At 41.3% G+C, this 26,518-nt stretch carries 22 protein-coding genes and 1 pseudogene; 9 read left to right on the forward strand and 14 right to left on the reverse strand.

Annotated elements, in window-relative coordinates:
• Positions 1–55 precede the first annotated feature (55 nt).
• Positions 56–670, forward strand: coding sequence for a TIGR04211 family SH3 domain-containing protein (locus tag CYG50_RS15145; protein WP_102137842.1), 615 nt, complete (start codon positions 56–58; stop codon positions 668–670).
• Between the two features lie 14 nt (positions 671–684).
• The gene (locus tag CYG50_RS15150; RefSeq protein WP_102137843.1) at positions 685–1,914 is read left to right on the forward strand and encodes a multifunctional CCA addition/repair protein; all 1,230 of its coding nucleotides are present in this window, start codon (positions 685–687) and stop codon (positions 1,912–1,914) included.
• A gap of 39 nt (positions 1,915–1,953) precedes the next feature.
• Here CYG50_RS15150 and folB read toward each other — a convergent pair whose 3' ends face one another.
• Positions 1,954–2,313: a bifunctional dihydroneopterin aldolase/7,8-dihydroneopterin epimerase gene (gene folB, locus CYG50_RS15155; protein WP_102137844.1), complete on the reverse strand. Its 360-nt coding sequence runs from the start codon at positions 2,311–2,313 to the stop codon at positions 1,954–1,956.
• A gap of 107 nt (positions 2,314–2,420) precedes the next feature.
• Here folB and plsY point away from each other — a divergent pair.
• A pseudogene (gene plsY / locus CYG50_RS15160) lies at positions 2,421–3,084 on the forward strand (glycerol-3-phosphate 1-O-acyltransferase PlsY).
• A gap of 277 nt (positions 3,085–3,361) precedes the next feature.
• A complete protein-coding gene (locus CYG50_RS15165; RefSeq protein ID WP_102137845.1) occupies positions 3,362–4,894 on the forward strand; it encodes a methyl-accepting chemotaxis protein in 1,533 nt (510 codons plus the stop codon).
• A gap of 86 nt (positions 4,895–4,980) precedes the next feature.
• Here the strand turns inward: CYG50_RS15165 and tsaD are convergent, their stop codons facing one another.
• On the reverse strand, positions 4,981–6,000 hold the full coding sequence (tsaD, locus tag CYG50_RS15170) for a tRNA (adenosine(37)-N6)-threonylcarbamoyltransferase complex transferase subunit TsaD (RefSeq protein WP_102137846.1): 1,020 nt from the start codon (positions 5,998–6,000) through the stop codon (positions 4,981–4,983).
• Positions 6,001–6,330: 330 nt separating this feature from the next.
• Between tsaD and rpsU the strand changes: the two genes are divergently transcribed.
• The 3 genes from rpsU to rpoD all read left to right on the forward strand — a co-directional run bounded on the left by rpsU (position 6,331) and on the right by rpoD (position 10,503).
• On the forward strand, positions 6,331–6,546 hold the full coding sequence (gene rpsU, locus CYG50_RS15175) for a 30S ribosomal protein S21 (protein ID WP_001144069.1): 216 nt from the start codon (positions 6,331–6,333) through the stop codon (positions 6,544–6,546).
• Positions 6,547–6,716: 170 nt separating this feature from the next.
• Complete coding sequence (dnaG, locus tag CYG50_RS15180) at positions 6,717–8,462, forward strand: DNA primase (protein WP_102137847.1); 1,746 nt, start codon at positions 6,717–6,719, stop codon at positions 8,460–8,462.
• 187 nt (positions 8,463–8,649) lie between these two features.
• Complete coding sequence (gene rpoD / locus CYG50_RS15185) at positions 8,650–10,503, forward strand: RNA polymerase sigma factor RpoD (protein WP_102137848.1); 1,854 nt, start codon at positions 8,650–8,652, stop codon at positions 10,501–10,503.
• A gap of 69 nt (positions 10,504–10,572) precedes the next feature.
• Here rpoD and CYG50_RS15190 read toward each other — a convergent pair whose 3' ends face one another.
• From CYG50_RS15190 to CYG50_RS15200, 3 genes are all read right to left on the reverse strand, one after another.
• A complete protein-coding gene (locus CYG50_RS15190) occupies positions 10,573–12,033 on the reverse strand; it encodes an MFS transporter (RefSeq protein ID WP_102137849.1) in 1,461 nt (486 codons plus the stop codon).
• Positions 12,034–12,185: 152 nt separating this feature from the next.
• Positions 12,186–12,578: a hypothetical protein gene (locus CYG50_RS15195; protein ID WP_102137850.1), complete on the reverse strand. Its 393-nt coding sequence runs from the start codon at positions 12,576–12,578 to the stop codon at positions 12,186–12,188.
• The gene (locus tag CYG50_RS15200) at positions 12,579–13,910 is read right to left on the reverse strand and encodes an MFS transporter (protein WP_102137851.1); all 1,332 of its coding nucleotides are present in this window, start codon (positions 13,908–13,910) and stop codon (positions 12,579–12,581) included.
• A gap of 99 nt (positions 13,911–14,009) precedes the next feature.
• Between CYG50_RS15200 and CYG50_RS15205 the strand changes: the two genes are divergently transcribed.
• Positions 14,010–14,909 carry a LysR family transcriptional regulator gene (locus tag CYG50_RS15205; RefSeq protein WP_102137852.1) on the forward strand — a complete coding sequence of 300 codons (900 nt, stop codon included), beginning with the start codon at positions 14,010–14,012 and terminating at the stop codon, positions 14,907–14,909.
• Between the two features lie 120 nt (positions 14,910–15,029).
• Here CYG50_RS15205 and CYG50_RS15210 read toward each other — a convergent pair whose 3' ends face one another.
• The 8 genes from CYG50_RS15210 to CYG50_RS15245 form a co-directional block, all read right to left on the reverse strand.
• Positions 15,030–15,329, reverse strand: a complete 300-nt coding sequence (locus tag CYG50_RS15210) for an HdeA/HdeB family chaperone (RefSeq protein WP_036958008.1) — start codon at positions 15,327–15,329, stop codon at positions 15,030–15,032.
• A gap of 420 nt (positions 15,330–15,749) precedes the next feature.
• Positions 15,750–16,850, reverse strand: coding sequence for an ABC transporter substrate-binding protein (locus tag CYG50_RS15215; RefSeq protein ID WP_102137853.1), 1,101 nt, complete (start codon positions 16,848–16,850; stop codon positions 15,750–15,752).
• Positions 16,851–16,970: 120 nt separating this feature from the next.
• Positions 16,971–19,172, reverse strand: a complete 2,202-nt coding sequence (locus CYG50_RS15220) for a TonB-dependent siderophore receptor (protein ID WP_102137854.1) — start codon at positions 19,170–19,172, stop codon at positions 16,971–16,973.
• Between the two features lie 214 nt (positions 19,173–19,386).
• Positions 19,387–20,157, reverse strand: coding sequence for a class I SAM-dependent methyltransferase (locus CYG50_RS15225; RefSeq protein WP_102137855.1), 771 nt, complete (start codon positions 20,155–20,157; stop codon positions 19,387–19,389).
• 13 nt (positions 20,158–20,170) lie between these two features.
• The gene (locus CYG50_RS15230) at positions 20,171–20,536 is read right to left on the reverse strand and encodes a cupin domain-containing protein (protein WP_102137856.1); all 366 of its coding nucleotides are present in this window, start codon (positions 20,534–20,536) and stop codon (positions 20,171–20,173) included.
• A 36-nt stretch (positions 20,537–20,572) separates the two neighbouring features.
• Positions 20,573–21,313, reverse strand: a complete 741-nt coding sequence (locus tag CYG50_RS15235; protein WP_102137857.1) for an ABC transporter ATP-binding protein — start codon at positions 21,311–21,313, stop codon at positions 20,573–20,575.
• Entirely contained in the window at positions 21,310–22,329 is a 1,020-nt protein-coding gene (locus tag CYG50_RS15240; RefSeq protein WP_102137858.1) for a FecCD family ABC transporter permease, read from the reverse strand. The genes CYG50_RS15235 and CYG50_RS15240 overlap by 4 nt, the downstream gene beginning before the upstream one ends.
• Positions 22,322–23,410: an ABC transporter substrate-binding protein gene (locus CYG50_RS15245; protein ID WP_102137859.1), complete on the reverse strand. Its 1,089-nt coding sequence runs from the start codon at positions 23,408–23,410 to the stop codon at positions 22,322–22,324. Before CYG50_RS15245 ends, CYG50_RS15240 begins: the two co-directional genes overlap by 8 nt.
• 95 nt (positions 23,411–23,505) lie before the next feature.
• Between CYG50_RS15245 and CYG50_RS15250 the strand changes: the two genes are divergently transcribed.
• Positions 23,506–24,222, forward strand: coding sequence for a Crp/Fnr family transcriptional regulator (locus tag CYG50_RS15250; protein WP_102137860.1), 717 nt, complete (start codon positions 23,506–23,508; stop codon positions 24,220–24,222).
• Positions 24,223–24,260: 38 nt separating this feature from the next.
• Here CYG50_RS15250 and CYG50_RS15255 read toward each other — a convergent pair whose 3' ends face one another.
• Complete coding sequence (locus CYG50_RS15255; protein WP_102137861.1) at positions 24,261–26,318, reverse strand: TonB-dependent receptor family protein; 2,058 nt, start codon at positions 26,316–26,318, stop codon at positions 24,261–24,263.
• Positions 26,319–26,518 lie beyond the last annotated feature (200 nt).

Below are 26,518 nucleotides of genomic sequence, written 5' to 3' on the forward strand. Positions count from 1 at the left end.
TCATTAGTATTCAAATAATATAAAACTCATTCACCATCAAAAGACTGTAAATACCATGCGAAAAATTCCATTATTATTAATTTCAATCATGGGGCTAGGCCTTTCCTTAAATTCACATGCAGCAGAAAAACGTTATGTATCAGATGATTTATCCACATACGTTCATAGTGGACCTGGCACAAAATATCGTATCGTAGGTACGCTCAATGCCGGGGAAGCGGTTGAACTGCTCTCCACAGATAACAAATTTGCACAAGTTCGCGATGAAAAAGGCAGAACGGTCTGGTTACCCGTTGAGCAACTAAGTAATACACCAAGTATGAAAACTCGCATTCCAGAACTTGAAGCTGAAAACCAAAAACTACGTCAACAGCTCGACAATATTGATAGCACGTGGAATACACGAACTGCAGATATGCAGCAAAAAGTCGCTGATAATGACAATATCGTCAGCCAACTAAAAGCTGAAAATGAAAAATTAAAAAATGAGTTGATCAAATCCGGCAAAAAGCTAGAAATTGCTGAGGTCAACTTAGATGATCGCCGTCGTGAATTGATTTTACAATGGTTTATGTATGGTGGTGGCGTCGCTGGTGTTGGCTTAATTTTAGGTTTGATTTTACCGCACATTATTCCACGTCGTAAAAAACGTAATGATGGTTGGATGTAATTGAGGCCATTCAAATGAAAGTCTATCTCGTGGGGGGGGCTGTACGTGACCAACTTCTTGGACTACCTATTTCAGATAGGGACTACGTGGTGGTTGGCACAACACCCGAGGCAATGCTATCTCAAGGTTTTCAACAAGTCGGAAAGGATTTTCCTGTTTTCCTACATCCAAAAACCCATGAAGAATACGCTTTAGCCCGAACAGAACGTAAAACTGGCGCGGGCTATACTGGCTTTAGCTGCTATAGCGCTCCCGATGTCACCATTGAAGATGATCTACTACGTCGCGATCTAACAATTAACGCGATAGCACAAAGTGGATCAGGCGAAATTGTTGACCCATTCCAAGGCGTAAAAGATCTCAACAACCGTATTTTACGTCATGTTTCTGACGCATTTTCTGAAGATCCTTTACGGGTCTTACGGGTTGCGCGATTTGCCGCTCGCTACTTTGAACAAGGTTTTACGATTGCGCCTGAAACATTAGCATTAATGCAAAAAATGGCCACAACAGGGGAACTATCTCACCTCACCGCCGAGCGCGTTTGGACAGAAACCGAAAAAGCACTGAAATCAAACTCCCCACAGATTTATTTTGACGTTTTACGCCAATGTGGTGCTTTAGCCGTTCTTTTTCCTGAAGTTGATGCACTATTTGGTGTCCCAGCCCCTGAAAAATGGCACCCAGAGATTGATACTGGCATTCACACCCTAATGGTAATGAAAGTGGTTACCGAGCTATCTAACAGTGTGGATATTCGCTTTGCTGCCTTATGCCATGATTTAGGTAAAGCGCTGACACCACCGGATGTTTGGCCAAGTCACCCAAACCACGGTGAAGCAGGTATCCCATTAATAGAAGCACTCTGTGCAAGATTAAAAGTGCCAACTACCGCTCGGGACTTAGCCCGTCTAGCGGCTCGCTATCATGATAAAATCCATGTTATCAATAAATTACCTGCTAATGAGCTCATTGCGATTTTTGATGGGCTTGATAGCTGGCGCAAACCAGAACGTATTGAACAACTCAGTTTAATCAGCGAGGCGGATGCAAGAGGTCGATTAGGCCTTGAACAACAAGCCTATCCACAAGGACGGTACTTCAGGCAAGCTTTTTCCATTGCACAATCCGTTGAAGTAAAACCAATTATTGAACAAGGCTTTCAAGGCCCTGAAATCCGTCAAGAACTTACGCGACAACGTATTGAAGCCGTTGCAGGTTGGCAGCAACAACAAATCATCTAACACTCATAAAGCTGGCGGCTGAACACCGCCAGTCATCATTTAAGCGCTTTTCACGCCTCTTTCGATAACAACCCCAACCTGCTTGGCTCGCGCCACGGCTCCCGGCTTAGCGACCTTAATACGAACCCATGGGCTAGCAAATTGTGTCATCAATAATTGTGCAACTTCTTCAGCAACACGTTCTACTAACCCAAACTTGTTATTCCCTACATGAGCGAGGATAGCCTGACTAACCTTGGCATAATCTAGGCAATATTCTACATTATCGCTCATAGACGCGCGTTTGTTATCCCATCCCATTTCGATATCGAGCACGAGTTTCTGTTCAATATCTTGTTCCCAGTCATATACACCAATCGTGGTGATGACTGATAATTGCTCAATAAATACGATATCCATCACGTCATTTTCTCATTTATGTACTGAATTGATACCACTTCAGCAAAAATATGCGTATTATCCAAGACTGAAGTGAATTTATGGCCTTAACCGTTTTGGAGTTAGCTATGAGTGCAACCGCGCTTGGCATGATAATCTTCGCCTATCTTTGCGGCTCAGTTTCGAGTGCGATACTGATCTGCCGTTTGGCGAGACTACCCGACCCCCGTCAACACGGCTCTGGTAACCCTGGTGCAACTAACGTATTGCGTGTAGGCGGTAAAGCCGCCGCTGCCGGGGTACTCATTTGTGACGTATTAAAAGGGATGATACCCGTTTGGCTTGCTTATTATTTAAATGTGCAGCCATTCTATCTTGGCTTTGTTGCAATTGCAGCCTGTCTTGGGCATATATATCCCATTTTCTTTCGTTTCAAAGGCGGAAAAGGTGTAGCAACTGCATTTGGCTCAATTGCCGCTATTGGTTGGGATCTTTCTGGTTTAGTCGCAGGGACATGGTTACTTACAGTATTGCTTAGTGGTTATTCATCACTCGGCGCGATTGTCAGCGCCTTACTTGCTCCCTTTTATGTTTGGTGGTTTAAACCTGAATTCACCTTCCCTGTTGCCATGTTGTCTTGTTTAGTGTTAGTCCGCCATCACGGTAATATACAACGCCTTTGGCGCGGCCAAGAAAGCCGAATTTGGCAAAAACTGAAAAACAAAAAACAAAAAACAAAAAACCAATAAAGAAATAGCCCAAGAAGCCAAAGAGCAAGAACAGGATGACTGATCGTTACATTTGATTTTTCCCTAAGAAGAGCTGATTTCAGCTCTTTTTTTATGCTATTTTGCCTTGTTTAAAATTTCCCAAAAAAGCCCATCAATAACAACAGCGCGATATCCCTCCTTAAAACTGTACTGGTAGCAATTTGTGCTGCGTTACATTTTAGCCATAACTAGCGCACACTTTTAAAGAAAAGTTAAATTATTGCAAAATTATTACTAAGGAATATTTAAAAGCTGTCGACTATATAAAAGGAAAATTAAACAATAATAATGGTATTGTAATGAGCAGAACCCCTTATATCACTCAAAATGAATATGTGTTAGATGAAAATATCACATTGATGACAACTAGCGATCTGCAAGGAAACATTGTTCACGCTAATGATTTCTTTGTCCAAGTTAGTGGTTATGAATTAGATGAGTTATTAACACGTCCGCACAATATTATCCGCCATCCAGATATGCCCAAAGAAGCTTTTGCCGACATGTGGGCAACACTTAAAAAAGGAGAACCTTGGACTGGTATTGTAAAAAACCGTCGGAAAAATGGTGACCATTACTGGGTTAGAGCCAATATCATCCCAGTGGAACGCAAAGGTGTCATTACGGGCTATATGTCCATTCGAACCCGTGCAACACGCCAAGAAATTGCGACAGTAGAACCGCTCTATACCGCAATGAATGAAAATAGAAGTAAACGAAAAATTTTTAAGGGAATTGTACTTTCTAAAAAAATACCGTTTCACTTTTCTATATGTTCAACACGCTGGCGTATCCGACTCGTCATGAGCCTGTTGTTTATTCTTTGGCTCATCATGGCAAGCGTTGTTTTGCAACCAATCGGATCCCTTTTAATCATGAGCATCTGTACATTTATCACATTACTGGTCGGTAATGTGATATTTGAAAAAATGCTCGCCACACCATTGGAAAACATCACCCAACAAGCACTTGGTATTGCACGAGGAAATCAACATAGCGTTAACCATATGCAACGTACAGATGAAATTGGCTTAGTATTACGCGCTATAGGGCAACTTGGACTGGTTTGCCGCTGGCTAATCAAAGATGTCTCCGAACAAGTTGATAACGTCCGCAAAGGCAGTGAATCTTTAGTCTCCGATTGTGGTGAATTAGAAACGCATACTCAGCAAACCGTCGGTTATATGCAACAAACCGTTGCGACCATGAACCAAATGGCTGTTTCTGTAAAAATGAATGCCGATAATACAATCCAAGTTGATCAGCTTTCTAATACCACTAGCGAAACCGCAGTAAATGGCGGTGCAATGATGGAAGCCGTTGTCGATACCATGAATGAGATTGTTAATAGTACCAGCAAAATCAATTCCATTACGGATGTGATTAAAGACATCGCATTTCAAACTAATATACTCGCGTTAAATGCCGCTGTAGAAGCCGCTCGTGCAGGTGAACAAGGCAAAGGCTTTGCTGTTGTCGCAAATGAAGTACGCAGCCTCGCAAGCCGTAGTGCAAGCGCAGTGAATGATATTCGCGAATTAATTAATGATTGCGAAAAGAAAGTCAATTCAGGGAAAAATCAAGTAAATACGGCAGGGGACACCATGAAGGAGATTGTTGACCAAATACAGAATGTCACGCAATTGATTACCCATATTAGCCAAGCAACCTCTGAACAAGCAGCTGGGATCGCCGATATTACCCAAGCGGTAAGTGAGCTCGAAACCATCACACAACAAAGCACATTACTGGTAGAGCAAAGTACAGAGACATCAAATATGGTAAAAGCTCGTTCAAGCAGGCTTGAAGATGCGGTCGTTGTCTTACACTAATCGTTGTTTTACATTAATATTTAATTGAAAAGTAAAAGGGCTGTCACCCAGCCCTTTTTATCAAAAACATAAACTCATCAGCGATGTTATTTTTCTAACGGTGGCAATTCCGCCAGTGGCCAGCGCGGGCGAACTGTTACACCAAGCCCTGTTGTTGACCCACCTTTAAGGCGAATAAGCCCCGCTAAAGCAATCATCGCGCCGTTATCCGTACAGAATTCAGGGCGCGCATAAAAAACTTCACCGCCGCGCTGTTTAAGAACGTCTTCCATTTTAGCTCTGAGTGCGCGGTTAGCACTAACGCCCCCCGCCATCACTAAGCGTTTAAACCCAGTTTGTTCTAAAGCGCGTTTGCATTTAATTGCCAGAGTATCTACCACGGCATCTTCAAAGGCTCTCGCAATATCTGCTCGGGTTTGGTCGTCATCCGCATTTTCACGAATGGTATTGGCTGCAAAGGTTTTTAACCCTGAGAAGCTAAAATCAAGCCCTGGCCTGTCTGTCATTGGGCGAGGAAAAACAAAACGGCCCGCAGTCCCCTGCTGCGCCATGCGAGATAGCACGGGGCCGCCAGGGTAGTCTAAACCTAATAATTTCGCTGTTTTATCAAACGCTTCACCTGCCGCGTCATCGATGGATTCGCCAAGTAGCTCATACTCACCAATTCCCGTCACACTGATAAGCTGGGTATGCCCACCAGAAACCAGTAATGCAACGAAAGGAAATTCAGGGCTTTTCTCTTCTAACATTGGAGCCAATAAATGGCCTTCCATGTGATGAACCGCCACGGCTGGAACATTCCATGCAAAAGCTAATGAACGCCCAACGGTTGCACCTACCATTAAAGCCCCCACCAAACCTGGGCCAGCAGTATAAGCGACAGCGTCGATATCTTGGCTTGTTAAATTAGCTTCTTTCAGCGCGGCTTGAATTAACGGCACTGTTTTGCGAATATGATCGCGCGAAGCCAATTCAGGCACGACACCACCGTAATCTGCATGAACTTTAATTTGGCTGTATAATTGATTGGCTAATAAGCCACGCTCATCATCATAAATTGCGATACCCGTCTCATCGCAAGAGGTTTCGATACCTAAAACACGCATTGCACTACCCTTGTTTATTGCATAACCGCAAGTCTATCACTATTTTCGCGCAATCGCGTAATTAATGTTGGTAAAAGGCTGACTTTCCTGACTGTATAGTCTATAATCAGTCCCCTGTAATAAAAAATTTCGTGTGGCTAATTCTCATTATTATCTGGTTTTGTTTGCTTTTTCATCGAATGAACTGCAAATCAGGTAATCTTGTGTGATTCAATTTTATACGGCACTTTACAAACCCGTACTCATTGAAGTAAAATTCCGCACCATTTTAAATGAAGGCTGGTGAATCAGTACCAGCAACAAACCGATTTCTATTGAGGTGAGAGGCACATGCCGGTAATTAAAGTACGTGAAAACGAGCCATTCGACGTTGCACTGCGTCGTTTCAAACGTTCCTGTGAAAAAGCAGGTGTTTTAGCTGAAGTTCGTCGTCGTGAATTCTATGAAAAACCAACGACTGAACGTAAACGCGCTAAAGCATCAGCTGTAAAGCGTCACGCTAAGAAACTGGCTCGCGAAAACGCACGCCGTACTCGTCTGTACTAGTTGTTTGCAGTGAAAACTGCATTCATTACAGACGATAGCTAATACAAAACGTTGGTTTCTCTCGTAGTCACTTAGTTTTTGTAGTAGTAAATAGCTAAGCAGTTAAAGGCCGTGCTTTCCTCAAGGAAGCGCGGCTTATTATCGTTCATCAACAGGCGAAAAAGAGGCTTATGGCTGGACGAATTCCGCGTTCATTTATCAATGACTTGTTAGCAAGAACTGACATCATTGATTTAGTAGATGCAAAAGTCCCGTTAAAAAAACAGGGTAAAAACCATCACGCTTGTTGTCCGTTCCATAATGAAAAAACACCTTCTTTTACCGTAAACGGTGAAAGACAATTTTATTACTGTTTTGGTTGTGGCGCTCACGGCAACGCTATCGATTTTTTGATGAATTATGACAAACTCGATTTTGTCGAAGCTATTGAAGAATTATCTGCACTGCATGGCCTTGATGTCCCTTATGAAAAAGGAACGGGTTCAAGCCAAATAGAACTTCATCAACGGCAAAATTTATATCAGTTGATGGAAAAAATTAATCAATTTTACTGTGCTGCCTTAAGTCATTCTTCGGCTAATAAAGCGAAAGATTATTTAAGCCAACGTGGTTTAAGCGCTGAAATTATTGAGCATTTTTCGATTGGTTTCGCCCCTGCGGGCTGGGACAATTTACTCAAAAAATTCGCTGTAAACCCAGAAAGTCGCAAACAGCTTGATGATGCAGGCATGTTAGTGACAAATGATAATGGCCGAATCTATGACCGTTTTAGAGAGCGTGTCATGTTCCCAATTCGGGATAGACGCGGTCGTGTAATTGCCTTCGGTGGGCGTGTGTTAGGGGATGCCCTTCCCAAATACTTAAACTCTCCCGAAACTGATATTTTCCATAAAGGTCGTCAATTATTTGGCCTCTATGAAGCAACACAAAATAGTAGTGAATTAGCGAAGTTACTCGTAGTTGAAGGCTATATGGACGTTGTTGCTCTCGCTCAGTATGACATCCGCTATGCGGTTGCCTCACTTGGCACATCAACAACCTCTGAACATATTCAGCTACTTTATCGTTCAACAGATACAGTTATTTGTTGTTATGATGGCGACCGCGCTGGCCGAGAAGCGGCTTGGCGGGCACTGGAAACAGCACTTCCCTATCTAACGGATGGTCGCCAGCTGCGCTTTATGTTTTTACCCGATGGTGAAGACCCTGATTCATTAGTGCGTAAAGAAGGCAAAGAGACTTTTGAGCAACGCATGAAAGATGCTCAAACCCTTTCCGCCTTTTTATTTGATTCACTTGTGCCTCAGGTAGATTTAAAAACGCAAGAAGGGAAAGCAAAATTTAGTAAACTGGCTATCCCTTTGATTAAACAAATACCTGGTGAAACACTGCGCCTTTATATGGCTCAAGAGCTAGGAAATTTTATTGGTATACCGGATATTTCTCAAGTTCTTGCTATGATTGATAGAGAGAGCACAGAACAAGTTAACTATCAGGCGCCCAAATTAAAACCAACCACAATGCGAATACTTATCGCGCTGTTGGTACAGAATCCGAACTTTTCGGAGCTTGTTCCCTCATTAGAGGGGATCGCCCATATTCAAATGCCGGGGCTTTCTCTATTTCAGGAATTGGTTGATGTTTGCCGTTCCACCCCCGGAATGTCAACTGGGCAGTTGCTAGAGCGTTATCGTGATAATAAATTTTCGAAACAGCTTGAAAAACTAGCAACGTGGAACGATATAGAAATAGAGGAGATAGCGGAAAATACCTTTATAGATGCGTTAAACCATCTATTTAATAGCGCACTCGACGAACGTTTTGACTATTTGATAGCAAAAGAACGAACTGAAGGGCTGACCCCAGAAGAGCGCGAAGAAGTCCGCTTAATCACTCTTTCAAGAGTGAAAACATAATCTAACCCAAAACAGAATTAATATTTTAAACGGCTTAAGTGCCGATAAACACAAGGCAAATGCCTGTAAAATGCTACGAAAATAAAGGGCGTAGCGAATAATAAATATTCCCTTTGTATGTTCTTGTTGGCCGAATGTTTCGCCGACCGACACCAATTAAAATACTCAGAAGTGTGGATACCGTCTTATGGAGCAAAACCCGCAGTCGCAGCTTAAGCTACTCGTAACCAAGGGTAAAGAGCAAGGTTACTTAACCTATGCCGAGGTCAACGACCATCTGCCGGAAGATATCGTCGATTCAGATCAAATTGAAGATATCATTCAGATGATTAATGACATGGGCATCCAGGTCATGGAAGAAGCACCTGATGCCGATGATTTAATTTTGGCTGAAAATACTTCCGATACTGATGAAGATGCAGCAGAAGCCGCTGCACAAGTGCTGTCCAGTGTTGAAAGTGAAATCGGCCGTACAACCGACCCTGTCCGCATGTATATGCGTGAAATGGGTACCGTCGAGCTTCTCACACGAGAAGGCGAAATCGACATTGCAAAACGCATCGAGGATGGTATTAATCAGGTTCAGTGCTCTGTTGCTGAATATCCTGAGGCTATCACCTATCTTCTTGAGCAATATGACCGTGTTGAAGCAGGAGAAAGCCGTTTATCTGATTTAATCACCGGCTTTGTTGACCCTAACGCGGAAGAAGATCTTGCACCAACAGCAACTCACGTTGGCTCTGAATTACCACAAGCAGAGCTTGATAAAGACGATGACGAAGACGAAGAAGATGAAGACGGCGATGACAGCGATAGCGATGACGATAACAGCATCGATCCTGAATTAGCGCGTCAAAAATTCTCTGATCTTCGCGAGCAATATGAAAAAACGCGTCAACATATTAAACAATATGGCCGTAGTGATGCGAAAACGGCTGCCGCTATTGAGCAGCTTTCCGAAGTATTTAAAGAATTCCGTTTAGTTCCTAAGCAATTTGACTACTTGGTCAATAACATGCGTGAAATGATGGACAGAGTTCGCTTACAAGAGCGTACCATCATGAAACTGTGTGTTGAACAATGTAAGATGCCGAAGAAAAACTTCATTACTTTATTTAGTGGTAATGAGACCAGCGAAACTTGGTTAACTGCTGCAAAAGCAATGAACAAGCCTTGGTCAGAAAAACTACTTGAAGTTGAAGAAGAAATTCTACGTTGCCTGCAAAGACTGCGTCAAATTGAAGAAGAAACGGGTCTGACAATTGAACAAGTTAAAGATATCAACCGTCGTATGTCTATCGGTGAAGCGAAAGCACGCCGTGCGAAGAAAGAGATGGTTGAAGCAAACTTACGTTTGGTAATTTCTATCGCTAAGAAATACACCAACCGTGGCTTGCAGTTCCTTGACCTGATCCAAGAAGGTAACATCGGCCTGATGAAAGCCGTTGATAAGTTTGAATATCGCCGTGGTTATAAGTTCTCAACTTATGCAACTTGGTGGATCCGTCAGGCTATCACGCGTTCAATCGCTGACCAAGCACGTACTATTCGTATCCCGGTTCACATGATTGAAACTATCAACAAACTGAACCGTATCTCTCGTCAAATGCTGCAAGAAATGGGCCGTGAGCCATCGCCAGAAGAGTTGGCAGAACGCATGCTAATGCCGGAAGATAAAATTCGTAAAGTACTGAAGATTGCTAAAGAACCTATCTCTATGGAAACCCCTATTGGTGATGATGAAGATTCACATTTAGGTGATTTTATTGAAGATACAACTTTAGAACTACCTTTAGACTCTGCAACGTCAGAAAGCTTACGCTCTGCAACTCACGAGGTGTTAGCAGGCTTAACCGCTCGTGAAGCAAAAGTGCTACGTATGCGTTTTGGTATCGATATGAATACTGACCACACCCTTGAGGAAGTCGGTAAACAGTTTGATGTTACCCGTGAACGTATCCGTCAGATCGAAGCGAAAGCATTACGTAAATTACGTCACCCAAGCCGCTCAGAAGTTCTGCGCAGTTTCCTTGACGAGTAATTAGTTGATTTATACCTAAAAACACCTGCTCCGGCAGGTGTTTTTTTATGTCCGTAACCTCAATATCAATTAATTCACTGATTTATACCTTGCCATCAGGCATAACGTAATCATTATGGCTACCGCTCCACCTAACATCGCTACATTAAAACCAGAAACAAAAGCTGACCGTGTGACTTGCTCAATAAAGGCAGATGGCATTGCTGAAGAAGTTTGAATCAAATGTTTGATTTCCTGTGTCGATAACATCCCAACCAACTTGTCATCCTGTAATAGCTGCTCTACAGCGCGATGTGTCATCAACGTTCCCAAAAGAGCAATACCGAGGGTCATACCTGTTTGCCTCAATGCATTCATAACAGCGGATGCAATGCCGGAATAGGCCTTATCAACACTCGCCATGACAAGTGCCCCAATTGCAGGGGTAGACATTCCCATTCCAGCACCCAAAATAAATAATGTTATCGCAATAGGTATATAAGGTGTCTCAGCGTTAACACGAGTTAATAATAATGAAGCCAGCGCGATTAAAATAAAGCCAAAGATCATCAGATTTCGCACGCTTAAATAGCGAGAGAGTTTACCGAAAGAGAATGAAAAAATAGCCATGGCAATAAACTCAGGTGCCATGCGGATCCCCGCTTCAAATGCCCCCCACCCTTGGCCTTTTTGTAAAAATAGCGCAATAAAAAATACATTGCTGTAAGTTGCAAAACCCAACGCAAAAGAAGCCATATTATATTGAAAGAAAAATGGATTTTTTTTAAATAAAAAGAAAGGTAGTAATGGCCGAGCTACGTGACGTTCAACCCAAATAAATCCTAAGAATGCAATAATTGCAATGATTAACCCACTCAATGTGAAATAGCTCCCCCAACCTTGCTCCCCTGCCTCAATTAAAGCAAAGGTTAAACCACCTAATGCAATGATACTTAAAGCTTGCCCCATCGGATCCAGTGCGGCTTTATCTGGATCTGAACTTTCTTGTATCCCTAGCCAGCCTAACAGGAATGTTAGCAATCCTATCGGGATATTGATTAAGAATATCGTTGTCCAATTGAAGCTATCGACTAAAAATCCCCCTAAGATAGGGCCGATAATTAAGGAAAGTGCACTCACGGCTGACCAGATACCAATAATTCTTATACGTTCAATATCATTCGAGAAAGCTTGCGTAATGATAGAAAGTGCCCCTGGAATTAAAGCAGCGGCAGCGATCCCTTGAATTACCCGTCCCGCAATCAACACGTGTGGCGATGTAGAAAATGCACAAATTGCAGACCCTAGAGTGAAAATAACAATTCCTGTTAGCCAAATTTTTTTACGCCCATAACGGTCGCTAATAGGGCCAACAGACAAGATCAATGCTGACAAACATAGTGCATAGGCGTCAATAACCCATTGTAGCATAGACATATTCGCATCGAGATCACGCCCAATAGCAGGTAGTGCAACGTTTACAATACTGATATCTAACGTTGCCATAAAAGTGCCCAAGCAAACAGCTAGGATCAAAAAAAGTCGTCTCATTTTTTATACCTCATCTTCGATCATAGTAGCATGATAATACTCGACCGACCGACGGTCAATTAAAATGAGAATAAATATCATCTATAAACTTATGCTGTCTGTTGGTGATAAAACAGTAATTACTCTGTTTTATCACCCTCATTTTATCTCATTTACACTACTGGAGTTTCATGCAAATAAACCCAGACACATTTTTCTGCTTCGACCCTGATACATGCAGCAGAAATTCTTAACGACTCAATACCGTTTATTTGCTGTTTTTCTTGATATTGAACCCAACAATAACCATTGTCTTCGCGTAATGGCATCAGATTAATACACTCTGTTGTAAATAATGTTCGAGCCCCTACATTCTGACTGAATAACTGAGTCACTTCATTTAATCCAATACAATGGCCCTGGGTTGTAACCATTTTAAAGTGCTCATCGAAACTGGCTAATAGAGGAGCCAAACTTTTATCACCATGTCTCCCCATAAAAACATTCTCAATTAAGACATGTACGTCCACAACGCTTTGCAGCGCTCTTTCCATTGTTTCACTCATTTATTTTTCCTTGATCACTGAAATTAATGAAAGTAACCCGAGTATTGATGCGATAAGAAACGTATATTGATAGCGTAATAAATCACTCGAAAAAGTCGTTAGGCTAAATATAGAAATAAATATGACGGTACCAACACTAAATGCGACTTGTCGATTAATATTCCACAATACGCTCCCTTGAAGTAAATCTTTGTCTTTGAAATCCATCAGCGAGCTAATTTGTGCAGTATTGGCGCTCAATCCACCCCCCATCCCCATCAATAAATAAGCGATTATTAATAAATAGAGCTGACTTGAAGATGAGACCCAATAAAGCAGAAAAATACCAAGGCTATGTAATGTAATACCAATAATAAATAATTGTTTTTTCCCTATCTGCAAATAAAGGCGACCACCAGTTAACATTGATATCACCGCTCCCAATGCATATAGCACCATGAATAACCCTGTTTGTGCCGCACTGAATCCCATGTTCTCTTGTAGATTAAAAATATTGAGTAAATTAACCCCTGTAAAAATACCGGGAACAGCATAGTAAACAATAAAAGCGTTACGCAGATTGGCGTTTTTCAATAACTGAAAATTTAAAATAGGTTCTCGACATTTTTTTGCATATTTAAGATAAACAATAAATACAAGGGCTGAAGTAGAAAAACTCACCAAAGCCAATAATAAATTGTGATAGTCATTATAAAAAGAGAATGATAATAATAAGCTTAATAAACTTAAACTTACCATTATTAACCCCAAAATATCTGGCTTTTCTCTTATTGTTTTCCCATCATTTTTTATCCAAACCCAGGCAAGTACGGCCGTTAGCAATGAAAAAGGTAAATTAGCATAAAAAACCCAATGCCAAGATAAAGAATCAATAATTAAACCACCAATGGCAGGTGAGAATGCAGGCGCAATTAACGCGACTGTCATAATCAATGTTGATATACGCTGACGATCATTATTTGGAAATAATGCAAAAACGAGTGCCTGACCTACAGGAATTAATAACCCTCCCGCGGCTCCTTGGATAAAACGCCAAAAAATTAAACTATAAATTGAATCACTGCTCCCACTGAACCAAGCTGCAACAGAAAAGAGCAACATGGAATAGCAAAGTAGCTTTTGATTACCTAGCCTGCCTGCTAGCCATAAACTGATGGGCATCACCAGAACTAAACCTAAAATATAACCATTGGCAACCCAAGCAACTTGAGATTGGCTCGCTGAAAATGACGATGCAATATCAGGTAATGCTATCGCTGACATAAAAATATTAATACAATCAATAAAGAAACCGAGTAAAAATACTGTGGCGATTTTGTATCGATAAGTCATGGACTTCCTCCGGTGGCAAAGAATAGATTTAAGTACTTTCTTTGTCGATACAAGGGAGGTAACATGATTGTTTAATAAAAAAGAACAATCATTGTCATTATGCAAAAAAATCTCAAAAAGATTATCAGCTTTCTACAAGTTGTTGACTCCGGTTCATTCACGAAAGCCGCAGATATTTTAGGGCTAAGCCGCTCTATGGTTAGTGTGGATATCAAACAATTAGAAGCTCAGCTCAATGTAAGCTTGCTAACACGAAATACGCGGAATATTGCATTAACAGAAGTGGGAAAACATTTCTATGACGACTTTAAACGTATTCAAAGTCAAATAGATGAAGCTTTTGAAAGAAGCCAAAATTTAGGCACTAATATTGCCGGTTTGCTGCGTTTTTCATCAACGAGTGAGTTTGGCCAACGTTTTATTTTGCCACTACTTCCTGAATTTTGCCGTCTTTATCCTAAGCTACGGTTACAATATTCATTTAACTCATCCTTAGACGACCTGATCACAGAAAAACTCGATTTATCCATTCGATTAGGCAACCTAAAGAACTCATCTCTTAAAATGAAGAAACTGGGTGAATATGAAATTTACTTAGTCGCCACCCCGGAATTTATAGAAAAACACCCAATAAAACAACTCACTGATTTAGCAAATGTTCCATGGATTAACCATGCCCTATTAAACTGGCAAGATCCGCAATATTTTTTACAGAACGCAAAAAATGAAAAATATTACTTACCTATAATTAAAAACCAATACGAGTCTAATTCTGCCGCCGTTATTCACCATATGGTGTTAGCTTCTTTAGGTATTGCAATATGCCCTGCTTGGATGGTTGATGACGACTTGCGGTATGAACGCTTAGTTCATGTATTACCTGAATACCATTTACCTAAACAAAATATTCAATTACTTTATCCAAATACTCTTGTTTTACCGGCTAAGACACGTGCTTTTATTGATTACTTAGCTGATAAATTAGCTGTAAATAAATGAAAATATAGAGATAGACAGGTTAAATGTTTCAAAAATTTAGTTTCTAATCGACCACAGAATAAAAGCTTATCCTTCTCGTTGGTAATGCCTATTATGCCTTCCATGGCATAATAGTTTGCTTTATTTCTTAGATGCTAAATAATCTTGCAGAGTACCTTCCGGTTTTTTCTTACAAAACTCAACAATCTGAGGGACTTCAGCAACACTTTGCTCTGTTAGCGCAACATAATCCCCACCTTTAAATTGCGTTTCTTGGTTTGTTACCCATAACGCAACAGGTGCCCAACTTTGAGGATCTAAATTAATAAATTGCTGGCAAGTCATATTTTCAGGTGTAACCGTATTTTTGTCTGCTGCCATTGAGTTAAATGAAATTGTAGACACTGCAAATAATACGCTAGATATAATAACCTTTCTCATTTTGAACTCCATTGAAAATTTAAAACATAGAATTATGTGGCTAGCTATTATTAGCATATTATTTATATAAATTATATATTCTAATTTTGATGATTAAATTTATACTGAATTAAAAATAGAATAACAAACAATAAGAACAATAAATTACAAATGACAACTTAATTAGAGCATCAATATAAGATTTGTTTTTATAGAAAAGCCACTTATAAAAAGTGGCCATAAATATTTAACTATATTACTTTTACTTCCATCTCTGCAGGGTCTTTAATTGGTTCATTTACACAGAAGAAGTATGACTCAGAAGACATAAACATCATATCTAACCGATTAAAAATTTAATTTAAAATAAGTATCTAAGATAATAAAAACATGATTTACCATCTTGATACTTATACTTCAAAGGGCGAAGGGTGACTTTGTCTATAAACTCACCCAAAACACCCCTGTTTCTCGGATCTCTGTAAATTGATTTTGAAATTCGACTAAGTTTTGTTCTGGATTTAATGCGCTAAATCGTTCTGGATGCATAAATTTAGCCATAGCTTCAATGGCAAATATATTCATCGGGTTGTTGTAAAAATTATGGTAAATCGCCATAACGCGCTTTTCTTTAACTGCCGTTAATGATGAGATCCCTTGTCTATCCATTAATACTGATAACTGCTTCTGCACGTTAGCTTTATTTGCATTATATCCTAAGCTTACTGCGAGCGAGCGACGATTAAAGTTGTGCCAATCGGCGCCTGTCAGTAAATAATATTCTGGGTTTAATGTAATAATATTCTCAATGGAACTTTCAGCCCCTTTTGCAGGGAAACTATCTGCAACAAGATTATTTCCGCCTGCCAGGGCCGCTAAAGAACCGTAACCTGAACGACCATAAAGTTGACAACAATTATCGCTAAATAACCCTGCATTCGCTTCAATCAAGACAGTTGGAAATGGCTGAGATAATTGGCTTTCAATCGCATCTAATTTTTCGTGGTACAGCTTCGCAAATCGTTCCGCTCTTTCTTGTGTTCCTAATAATTCACCTAATAATAGAATACTTTTTGGCGTGTTTTTCGCGATATCCATTCGAAAATCAATAAAAATGACTTGGATACCAGCGGCTTCAAGTTGCGGTAAAATTTGGCTATCACGCATCGCACCATAATTAGCCTTATGCATAATTACCACATCAGGCATTAACTCGATCAATTTTTCAACTTGGAGACCGGCTTCACGTGTTTTCTTTAACGTGGGTATTTTGCCTAATTCAGGCAACACACTGAAATAAGCTTGTTTTAAATCTGGTGCGTATTGTGTAAGCGAATCACTCCAACCCGTGATACGAGATATCCCACTTTTACCCGCAGCAATATCTACTGGCAAAATATCACGGCTATCCACCAGAAATAACTTTTCAACGGGAAGATTAACTGTGACTTCACGGCCTTGTAAGTCGGTGATCACCGTTGGCGTTTTTGCCTGCCCCCAAAAGCTTAGTAAGCACAATAATCCTGTGAGAAATAATTTCATGGAAAATCTTTTACCTTAAATTTAAAAAGGTTGGTATGAATAAAGCCACTGTAAAGTGGCTTCAAACTGCTGCCAAATATATTATGTTTGGCAGCAAGTCGAATAGGTTTTGAAAATAAACTAGAACGTCACACTGTAATTCAGAGCAAAGGTTCGACCACGGCCTTTATAATCGTACAGGTTTGCAGCACCATATTTAGGGCTATATAAGCTTTGTGCTCGTTGCCCCCAAATTGTGGAGTAATTTTTATCCAGTAAGTTTTCAACTGCAAAACTGACTTTACCCACTGGCAACATATAACTTCCTAATAAATCAACGGTATTATAGCCATCAAGTTTCTTACCAGCCGCATCCGTTAAATTGAACGTTTGCTGGCTTTGTAAACGTAGTGCCCAGTCATTCGGCTCCCAACCAATATAGGCATTCACTTTTGATGGGCTCGCGAAATCAACGCTCCATTTTTCCCAACTACCATCCACTTTAGTTTCTGATTTTTGTAGATTGAAGTTACTTCCAACACTCCAATCTGAATCAGCAAAGAAGTAATCCACAGCACCTTCTACCCCATAGATACGGCGTTTATCGGTTTTCATATAGATGCTCATGTCATCTTTATTAATGCCGTAGCTTCTATCAGACAACGAATAATAGGTAGCAACTTGCGTGCGTAGGTTTTCCCCTGTGTAGCGCCATCCTAACTCAAAGGAGTTAACCTTGATTCCTTTTACCTTGGTATCATTAATGTTAACGCTTTTATTTAGATGATAGTGGCCATTGGCATCTGGAGTCTTCGCATAGTCACCAGTTCCGTAATACTTAGCAATATCAGGAATTTCAAAACCTTGAGAGAAATTAAACCATGTTTGTTGCTCTTCGGTTAGGTTAACCAGCAGCCCTGCATTAAACAGTAAGTTATTATAATCCGTTTTCCCACCCGGTACTGCATCGGCTGATTTACCTTTGCCGTTAGCAATGGCTTCTTGCTGTGCATAACCAATAAAATCATCCACTTTATTTTCTGTGTACTGATAACGCACACCACCGCTTAACGTGAACATTGGCGTAATGTCATAACTACTTTGTAAAAATGTCGCCATATTCGTCGTGGTATAGCTTGGATAGCGGCCAATTTGGAAAGCTTTAGTTAAGTCCATTCCCCCGGATTCTTTCGCTTTATCTAAATCAAAAAACATTTGGTTCGCGCGAAATTGCTCATGCTCTGCATCCACACCATAAGTTAACGTTAATTCATCGATAGGTTGGCTATTGAACGTCAGCTTAGTTCCATAAAAATTGGTTTTTTGATCCGATGAGCTGATACTTGTAACATCTTTGCCTGTAAGGGTTGGGAAGGGATAAAACTTTTGTGATTCATCACGATAATAAACCTGTGCAACAAAATCCTGCCCAAATACATCTGCATTTGAATATTGTAAGTTGAGCAAATTACGCTCAGTTCCCGGCAAACGGTCAGAACTTAATTTACTGCTGTTATAAGCATCACCTTGCCCTTTAACCGCGGAAAAATTTTTTCCTAAATAGAGGCCGTGTTTACCATCAGACTCACTTTTATAATGCTGATAAACAGCTTGAACCTGTTGTTTTTCATCGATTTTGATAGTACCTGATGCCATCACATCCAAGCGATCAGAAAATTGTAACCCTGTTTGGGTATTATCGATATTAATCGCATTACCTTTACCATCATACCAACCGCCATAGCGTTGATAAGCAACAGAAACACGTCCGTGAGCGTTCTCGTTACCACCACTTACTGCTGCAGCAATATTTTCATCGTGATCTTTACCATTGTTAAAGCCTGTTTTTCCACCTAATTGAAGGGAAACTTGTTTTTCTTCTTGGCCTTTTTTCGTCACAATATTAATCAAGCCGCCGCTGCTACCGCCACCGTACATCGCCGTAGCACCTGAAATAACTTCGATATGGTTAATATTAAAAGGATCGATGGAGTCTAATTGGCGGCTATCACTACGAGAAGAGTTAAGGCGTACCCCATCCACCATCACAATCATTGAACGGCCACGCATATTCATGCCATAGTTTGTCCGCCCTTGGCCGCTGACACTCATTCCTGGAATAAGCTGCGCTAAAATATCTTTTAATTCTTTTCCACCTTCAGCTTGCTGCTCAATTTCAGCATTATCAATCACCCATGTGGTTTGTGCCATTTCTGAAACCGATTTATAGCCACGTGTAGCGGATACGGTTATGGATTCTTCTTTTTTATCAACGGCAAATACAGAGGGAGAAATAAAAGGGAGAAAGCAAGGGGAGATAATAAAAAAATGCTTTATTTTCATTAAATTAAACCTTTACATTATTAGAATTGCTGTTATTGAATCTAAAAAATAAATCACAATGCATAATTAAATTACTGTTTATTATTTTATCAAATAATTATTAACAACAGTAACTAAGAATCAAGATAAATATAAGAATTATTATTATTAACAACAAAAAATGAAAGGTTATTCAGTACTAGTCACGCATCCTTGCGCAAAGCCTTCCTATTAATTACTTCACGCTAACGACAGCGATATAATTCAATTTTCCACGATTTTGCCGAAAATGACGGAACATACGCAAAAATTGGGGACGATTTTCTTTCTTCAATGCATTACGGACAATCTTTAATGCACCGAATATACCTTCATCGTAAATCAGCCCTTTTGGTGATAGCAACGTCATTGGCCCTGTATGAGATACCACTTGCTGGAAACCCGCTTGTTGAAACAATTCCACCCATTGTGTCTCAGGTAATGGCTGCGCTTTGACATTAATCGCCTGCTGCATTTGAGAAACCACATTTTGTACCGCTTGGGCATCCTTAAATGCAATATCGTGGGTTAATAGACAGCCCCCCGGTTTTAGTACTCGATAATACTCCTGCAATAACTTCGCTTTCGCTTTATCACCATACATGGTCAGCATGGCTTCATTAATGACCACATCAAAGCTGTTATCTTCAAATGGTAATTTTGATGCATCCGCCATTTGGATTGTCACTAAATCTGTTAACCCTTTATTCGCCACATTTTTTTGTGCTTGAGCGAGCGCCTGCTTGTCCATATCAATACCCGTAATATGGCAATGAAATTGGGAGGCTATTTCAATAGCTGTGGTTCCCATATTACACGCGACTTCAAGAACTTGGCTGTTCTTGTGTAACCCTGATTGGCTAAGTAGCCACTCGGTGGCTTCTTTTCCCCCTGGGCGTAGGCGTTTTTTTCCCAAGCGCGCTAAAAATTTGTGCCCAGCTTCATGGGCGGTAAATGATTGGTCCATTCGCACCTCCAAGCTAGTGTGTACAAGCCGTTTCAGGCTCACGTAACATAACTAACAACATTTTTGCAGGCTCTAGCGCATCTACCGCATGAGGAATATTGGCGGGCATTCTGACGATTTCCCCCGGTTTAGCCATCACAGGCTTTCCTTCGATGGTGAGTTGTAAACTCCCTTCAACAACCATTACAATAGCGTCAAAAGGGGCGCTGTGTTCAGATAGCGCTTGGCCTTTATCAAAAGCAAATAAGGTGATATTTCCCCCGCCATTCTTCGCTAATACACGGCTAGCAATCCCCTGTTCAGTATAATTAATTAACTGATTGATAATCAGCGCTTCTGCGGGTGTTATAGTGTTACTGCTTACTGTGTTATTGCTCATCGTTTTATATTCCTTAATTCAATCGTTTTCATTCAGTTATCTAAATAGCGGAATGACCCCTTGGGTCTGCCGGCCTTGATAATCCATTGGCGTAATTGCGACAGGTAATTGGTACAGCTGTGTCAGGTTTTCTTCCGTTAAAATTTGTTCAGTTTCACCAAATAAACAACCGCTGCCGTTAAATAACAACAGTGAATAATCAGCGATATGCAGCGCATGTTGTGGATAATGACTCGTAAACAAGATAGTCATTCCGCGGTGTATGGCTAAGTCACGTAATACGCTGAGCACACTGTCTTGGTTGGCGAGATCCAATGCGGAAGTCGGTTCGTCAAGGATCAGGATTTCTGGCTCACTGGCTAATGCTCTCGCAATCATGACCATCTGCTTTTCCCCTCCACTGAGGCAGTTAAAGGGCTGGTCCGCAAATTTGCTTATGCCTAAGTACGCTAAGCATTGATCTACAATTTGGTGATCTTTTTCATTAGGTGAGGCATACCAAGGCAGATGACGAATACGCCCGAGACTCACCATTGTGCGAACAGAGTAATGAAACAGTGAACCACTAAGCTGTGGAACATAAGCGACCGGTGCATTCAATAAAATATTGCCCGTTGCCCCTTTTTGTAAGCCGAGTAAGAGCTTTAATAAGGTTGTTTTACCTCGACCATTTGGCCCTAAGATTGCGCCAATACTGCCTTTTGGTTGCCGAAAACTTAAGTTGGTAAATAACTGGCGTTGGGCAATTTTGAAATTAAGGTGTTCAACTTGGATCATAAATCGGCCACCTTTTTATTTAATGTATGGATAAGTAACGCAAAAATGGGGGCGCCGATCAGTGCGGTGATCACACTCAATGGAATTTCTGCATTGGTCATACTGCGTGCGAAAGTGTCAACAGCCACCATATAAATCCCACCAATGACGGCACTGGCAGGCAGTAATATTCGGTGGTCATGCCCTACCATTAATCGTGCAATATGGGGAACAATTAGCCCTACCCAGCCAATAGTGCCGGATACCGCTACTGTCGCACTGGTGATCAAAGTAACGCTGAGTAACACCGCCCAACGGGTTCTATTGATTTTCATCCCTAAGGCTTGTGCATTTTCTTCCCCAAGGGACAGCACATTGATACGAAAACGCAGTGCAAAAATAACCAAAACACAGACCAGCACAACCGGAAAAACAATATTGAGTTTGAGGTAAGACGCACTGGCAAAGCTGCCCATAAGCCAGAAAACAATGGTTTGTAACGTGTTGTTTGGGTCTGCAAAATAAGTAATTAACGAAATTAATGCAGCAAAAAAAGCATTAATAATGACTCCAGCGAGGATCAACATTAATAGCTGGCTGCCTTGGCGATTCAAACCAAGTAAAAAAACCAGTACGATAGCCAACAACCCACCGATGAAAGCGAATGAAATGGTGATAACTAAAGAGGAAAATAATAAAATGGCTAAAGCCCCGCCGAGTGCGGCGCCTGATGAAACACCAATAATTTGTGGCCCAACTAATGGGTTACGAAAAATCCCCTGCAAAGCCGCCCCCGCAACGGCTAACCCCGCCCCTGCTGTACCGGCTATCAGAACACGTGGTAAACGTACATTCAGCACAACATTTTGTTCTGTACGACTATAGTTCCCCACCATTTCGTTACCAAAAATAGTGTCATAGAGAATATGCCAAACCGCGGAAAACGAAACTGGGTAGCGGCCACAGCTGAGTGCCAAAACAAAAGTCAACGATAGGCAAATAGCGAAAACAAGCCAAAGATATTGGGGCCTACGCATGCGGTTTCCCCATTAAAGAAAGATAGTGTTGGCTACTTTTGTTCATCTCCATTTGCAATATGCCGTCTATTTGCTCATCCGAAACGTCATAGCCATAAAGTTGCTGATATCGCAGGCGAATTTCTTCTCGCAATGGCATTTTCATCGTTTCTGGGTGAAAAATCATTGATAGCCATTGCCAGTACAGTGGGGTTTCTTGGTTTGGTGCATCCCAGATAAAACCACCAATGGGGAGCTTATACACGCGCTGGTTTTTCACTGCAGTGACTTCACTTAACATAGGGTTACGATAAACGTCAGCTGGCGATAACCCCTCTTCGAAATTCCCCAAGAGAATAATGTCAGGATCCCAAACCAGGATTTGCTCAATATTGAGGGTTCTTGGCCCTGTGAGGTCACGGTTTAAACTTACTCCACCCGCTAGCGCAAAATCCGCATTGTTGTGCGATGTTGAACCAAACGTTTGAATGCTTTGATTAAAGTGTGAAAGATATAAAACACGAGGCTGTTCAGATTCAGGAATTTTAGCGGCTGTAGAGGAGAGTGAGGTCACTACCTCTTGGCGCCACTGGATCATTTTTTGTGCTTTATCATTGTGGCCAAGTGTTTGCCCCATTAGGCGAACCCACTCTTGCGTATAGCGCTCTTGCCCATAATCTAACGTAGCAACAGTCAGCCCTGCATCACGCATAGGGGAAATAATATCATCTCCTCGATGACCCCATTGCCATACCAAATCGGGCTCGACATTAAGTAACGCTTCAATATTTGGCGTAAAATTATTCCCCACAACATTTGAATTCACCTGTAAAACTGGTGAAAACATTTGGCTTAGCATGCCGTCCCGAGCGGCAACCCTTGCAAAAGGGTGCATTCCGACTAATTTTTCACTGCTTTCATCCATGCCAACTAACATCGAAGCAGCGGGAATTGGGATCACGACAATACGTTTTGCAGGGGCTGATAAATGAATTTCATCACCTGACATATCTGTGAAATCAACGGCTTGTGATGCGCTTGCATTGGCCATCCCACCAATAGTTAGAAAAACAGCGGCTAGTCTAAAAGCATTATTTATCATAGGGTTATTCAGCTCTCTGCTAATATCTCAATTGATAATGTGTATGATTATCATTTATACTCAAGCCATTCTAAGACGACGTAAGTGGATGACCTATGACATTTGTCAAAAACGTTTTCCCCCATACACAATCGCTCAATGCCCTTAAATCGTGCTTGCTGTTTAATGAAGTGGAAGATGAAAAACTGGCATTACTGCTAGAAAATTGTGGCTATATTCGCTTTAAAAGTGGTGAAATTCTGAACCATGAAGGGGAGCCATTCAAACATTGCCCCCTAATGATAAGCGGGCAAATCGAGGTGTACCGCCACACTTATCTGGGCGAGGAAAAAATTTTCGGTTTATTTTGTACAGGGGAAATCGTTGCCATCGCCGCGGTTTTTATGCCGCACAACCGCTATCCGATGAGTTTACGGGCGAAAACCGACGGTGAAGCCTTGCTACTCGATAAACGCGATATTTTGCGGCTTTGCCATGCTTGCCCACAGATTATGGAAAAATTACTCATGCGTTTTAGTAGCAAACTGTATGAAAACATTAACCATATCGATTGGCTAACCTCGAGTTCTGCGGAGCAACGACTAGCCGCTTATATCCTTGATTTAAAACACAAGCAATTAACTTCAAATATTATTTTGCCTTTATCACGAGGCCAGCTCGCGGCTAAATTAGGCATACGCTACGAAACACTCAGCCGGTTGGTTTCTGGCTGGCGGCAAAAAGGATTTATTGATATCGAAAAAGACACTGTGCATATCCATAATGAAAACTACTTAACGCAATTATCTATTTCTGCACAGCGTCCATTTTAGGCATAACGCATTAACCAATATTAATGCGTTATTTATTATTAGAAATTATAGGTTACGCCACCATTCACATTAAACCCCATACCGGGGAATAAGGTACTGTCTTTTGCGGTGACGGTTTGGTTAGCAACCGATGTTGTCGCATAATGTTCATCCGTTAAATTATCCATCGATAAATACACAGACCACTGCTCTGTTGGCTTATAACTGCCTTTAAGTCCCAGTACGGCATAATGTTTACGTTTTTGAATATCAAGGTTGTTTTGGTGGTCAACAGCCATATCTGTTGGCGCCCAATGAATATTCGGTCCAACACTCCAATCCCCAATTTCATATAGCACCTCAGCAGCGACAATATTGCGTGGAATACCTGCGATATAGTTGCCATTATATTCTCCGCCCATAAAGCGAAAATCGTTATAAGTCCAAGAAACTCGGTAATTAATATCTCCCGGCCCTGCGCCAACGCGTCCTGCAAGCCCTGCTTCTAAACCTTGATGGCGAGTTTTCGCGGCATAATTAAACACGCCCACGACAGTCCCTGCACTGTCATAAGTGGTGATATACTCATCTTTAATTTGGCTACGATACAGCGCTAAGTTCCATTTCAACGCATCCGTGATATCCCCTTCCCCTCCAATTTCATAAGTGATGGCTTTTTGTGGTGAAAGTTTCGTCAATTTTCCATTGCTGGAGTTAATAATTTCCCAAAATGTCGCTGGTTCTTCACTCGCACTGATATTGGCAAAGTAGCGCTGACTTTCTGTTGGGCGCCAAATAACACCCGCTTTTGGTGTCCAAAATGTCCAACTTTGGTCTAACGACAAATGACTTTGCCGTTTTTCAACATCACGGCGTGCATGCGTACCTTTGACATCTAAATTAACTGTCACGGTTGGCGTAATATGTAAATCCACCCCAACACTGCCGTAGAGGTTTTCAGCTCGGCCATCATATTTACCTATTTTTGTTTTGTCTGCTGGTGTTCCTTTACGGTTTTGCATTAATTCGGTCTGCAAGGTCATTTGGTCCCAAGCAAGTGCCGTGCGATAAGTAACGGGTTCAGTTTCAATATTATAGGTAAATTGCAGCCCTTCACTGTGGCTGCGGCTAAAGCGATAGTACGCAGGGGTGGTAAAATTATCATGGGTACGAATGTGCCAAACTCCTGCGCCAATCGCTTGGTTATCCACTTGCCAGTCAGAGCGGTTAGCCACTCGCAATTGCTCAACATTACGGTGTGGGTCACGCAACCATACCATCGGGTACACATCCGTTGGGTTATTATTTAGTACCTCTTCGGAAACGGGCCCTGCAACGTCAAAACGCAAGTCTGTCCAGCTCAACCAAGTTCGGTTTTCAAAGTTATCGGTCACATAACCAAAGTTACTGCGTAAAGTTTTGCGTTGAGAAGAAGAATGTTTTCGATAACCATCAAAATGGTCGTAGGTAAAATTAACACGACCATCAAGTACCCCATCGTCAGAAACACCACCGAATGCCGTTTGCAACCCTTCGCGCCCATGAGAGCCGTACTCATAGCGTAGTCGGCCTTGTTCGTTTCGACCTGTGTAAGAGAGCACGTCCAATTCTCCCCCCAAACTATTGCTCTGTGGGTTCAGGCTATTTGCACCACGGCGTACGCTCACCATCCGCGCATCACGCATTTCTAAAGTACTGATATGAAAACTGCCATCTGCATCCGTTGCAGGTAAACCATCTTGGAGCAGCAACACACCACGGGCAAGCGGTGCGCTTTGCACTCCTGAGCCACGAATATTCAAACGCGGCTGGTCAATCCCTCCAAAGAAATTCTGGATCACCAGCCCTGGCTGGTAATCAAGGGCATCTTGTAAAGTCGCAAGGCGAGTCTCTTTTTCGATAACCACTAAATTTGTTCCGCCTGCCACTTTTTCGAGTTTATCTTTTTCTTGCTGTTCACTCGGTACTAAGCGGCTTTGCCCTGTTGAAGACGTGACGATCAGTTTATCTGCTGTTACTGCTGGTGCAGCGAACCCAATTGGTGTCGCCAAAGATCCGATGCCTAAAGTGAGTGCAATACAATGCGCCAATTGGTGCCGTTTTAAACGATAAGACATATATTCACCCCAATAATAGTAATGGTTATCATTTTCATTTGAGGGGTTTAAAATAGAGGATGGGAATTGATATCCCTATGACATTTGTCAAAACCAAAATAAATTAATTTATGACTTATCTTGAAATCATAATTTCCATTAAATTCTGTTTAATTATCAATCTTGTCGTAAATACATTTTCTCCTTTAAATAACCTACCC

The sequence above is a fragment of the Providencia huaxiensis genome (genome assembly GCF_002843235.3).
In the GTDB taxonomy this organism is placed as follows: Bacteria; Pseudomonadota; Gammaproteobacteria; order Enterobacterales; family Enterobacteriaceae; genus Providencia; species Providencia huaxiensis.

Excerpts from the sequence above, each read along its gene's own strand:
- CYG50_RS15245 (WP_102137859.1), bottom strand. The coding sequence starts at position 23,410 with ATGATAAATAATGCTTTTAGACTAGCCGCTGTTTTTCTAACTATTGGT.
- CYG50_RS15210 (WP_036958008.1), bottom strand. The coding sequence starts at position 15,329 with ATGAGAAAGGTTATTATATCTAGCGTATTATTTGCAGTGTCTACAATT.
- folB (WP_102137844.1), bottom strand. The coding sequence starts at position 2,313 with ATGGATATCGTATTTATTGAGCAATTATCAGTCATCACCACGATTGGT.
- CYG50_RS15225 (WP_102137855.1), bottom strand. The coding sequence starts at position 20,157 with ATGGACCAATCATTTACCGCCCATGAAGCTGGGCACAAATTTTTAGCG.
- CYG50_RS15150 (WP_102137843.1), top strand. The coding sequence starts at position 685 with ATGAAAGTCTATCTCGTGGGGGGGGCTGTACGTGACCAACTTCTTGGA.
- CYG50_RS15255 (WP_102137861.1), bottom strand. The coding sequence starts at position 26,318 with ATGTCTTATCGTTTAAAACGGCACCAATTGGCGCATTGTATTGCACTC.
- CYG50_RS15165 (WP_102137845.1), top strand. The coding sequence starts at position 3,362 with ATGAGCAGAACCCCTTATATCACTCAAAATGAATATGTGTTAGATGAA.
- rpoD (WP_102137848.1), top strand. The coding sequence starts at position 8,650 with ATGGAGCAAAACCCGCAGTCGCAGCTTAAGCTACTCGTAACCAAGGGT.
- dnaG (WP_102137847.1), top strand. The coding sequence starts at position 6,717 with ATGGCTGGACGAATTCCGCGTTCATTTATCAATGACTTGTTAGCAAGA.
- CYG50_RS15220 (WP_102137854.1), bottom strand. The coding sequence starts at position 19,172 with ATGAAAATAAAGCATTTTTTTATTATCTCCCCTTGCTTTCTCCCTTTT.
- CYG50_RS15250 (WP_102137860.1), top strand. The coding sequence starts at position 23,506 with ATGACATTTGTCAAAAACGTTTTCCCCCATACACAATCGCTCAATGCC.
- tsaD (WP_102137846.1), bottom strand. The coding sequence starts at position 6,000 with ATGCGTGTTTTAGGTATCGAAACCTCTTGCGATGAGACGGGTATCGCA.
- CYG50_RS15230 (WP_102137856.1), bottom strand. The coding sequence starts at position 20,536 with ATGAGCAATAACACAGTAAGCAGTAACACTATAACACCCGCAGAAGCG.
- CYG50_RS15215 (WP_102137853.1), bottom strand. The coding sequence starts at position 16,850 with ATGAAATTATTTCTCACAGGATTATTGTGCTTACTAAGCTTTTGGGGG.
- CYG50_RS15200 (WP_102137851.1), bottom strand. The coding sequence starts at position 13,910 with ATGACTTATCGATACAAAATCGCCACAGTATTTTTACTCGGTTTCTTT.
- CYG50_RS15195 (WP_102137850.1), bottom strand. The coding sequence starts at position 12,578 with ATGAGTGAAACAATGGAAAGAGCGCTGCAAAGCGTTGTGGACGTACAT.
- CYG50_RS15190 (WP_102137849.1), bottom strand. The coding sequence starts at position 12,033 with ATGAGACGACTTTTTTTGATCCTAGCTGTTTGCTTGGGCACTTTTATG.
- rpsU (WP_001144069.1), top strand. The coding sequence starts at position 6,331 with ATGCCGGTAATTAAAGTACGTGAAAACGAGCCATTCGACGTTGCACTG.
- CYG50_RS15145 (WP_102137842.1), top strand. The coding sequence starts at position 56 with ATGCGAAAAATTCCATTATTATTAATTTCAATCATGGGGCTAGGCCTT.
- CYG50_RS15205 (WP_102137852.1), top strand. The coding sequence starts at position 14,010 with ATGCAAAAAAATCTCAAAAAGATTATCAGCTTTCTACAAGTTGTTGAC.
- CYG50_RS15235 (WP_102137857.1), bottom strand. The coding sequence starts at position 21,313 with ATGATCCAAGTTGAACACCTTAATTTCAAAATTGCCCAACGCCAGTTA.
- CYG50_RS15240 (WP_102137858.1), bottom strand. The coding sequence starts at position 22,329 with ATGCGTAGGCCCCAATATCTTTGGCTTGTTTTCGCTATTTGCCTATCG.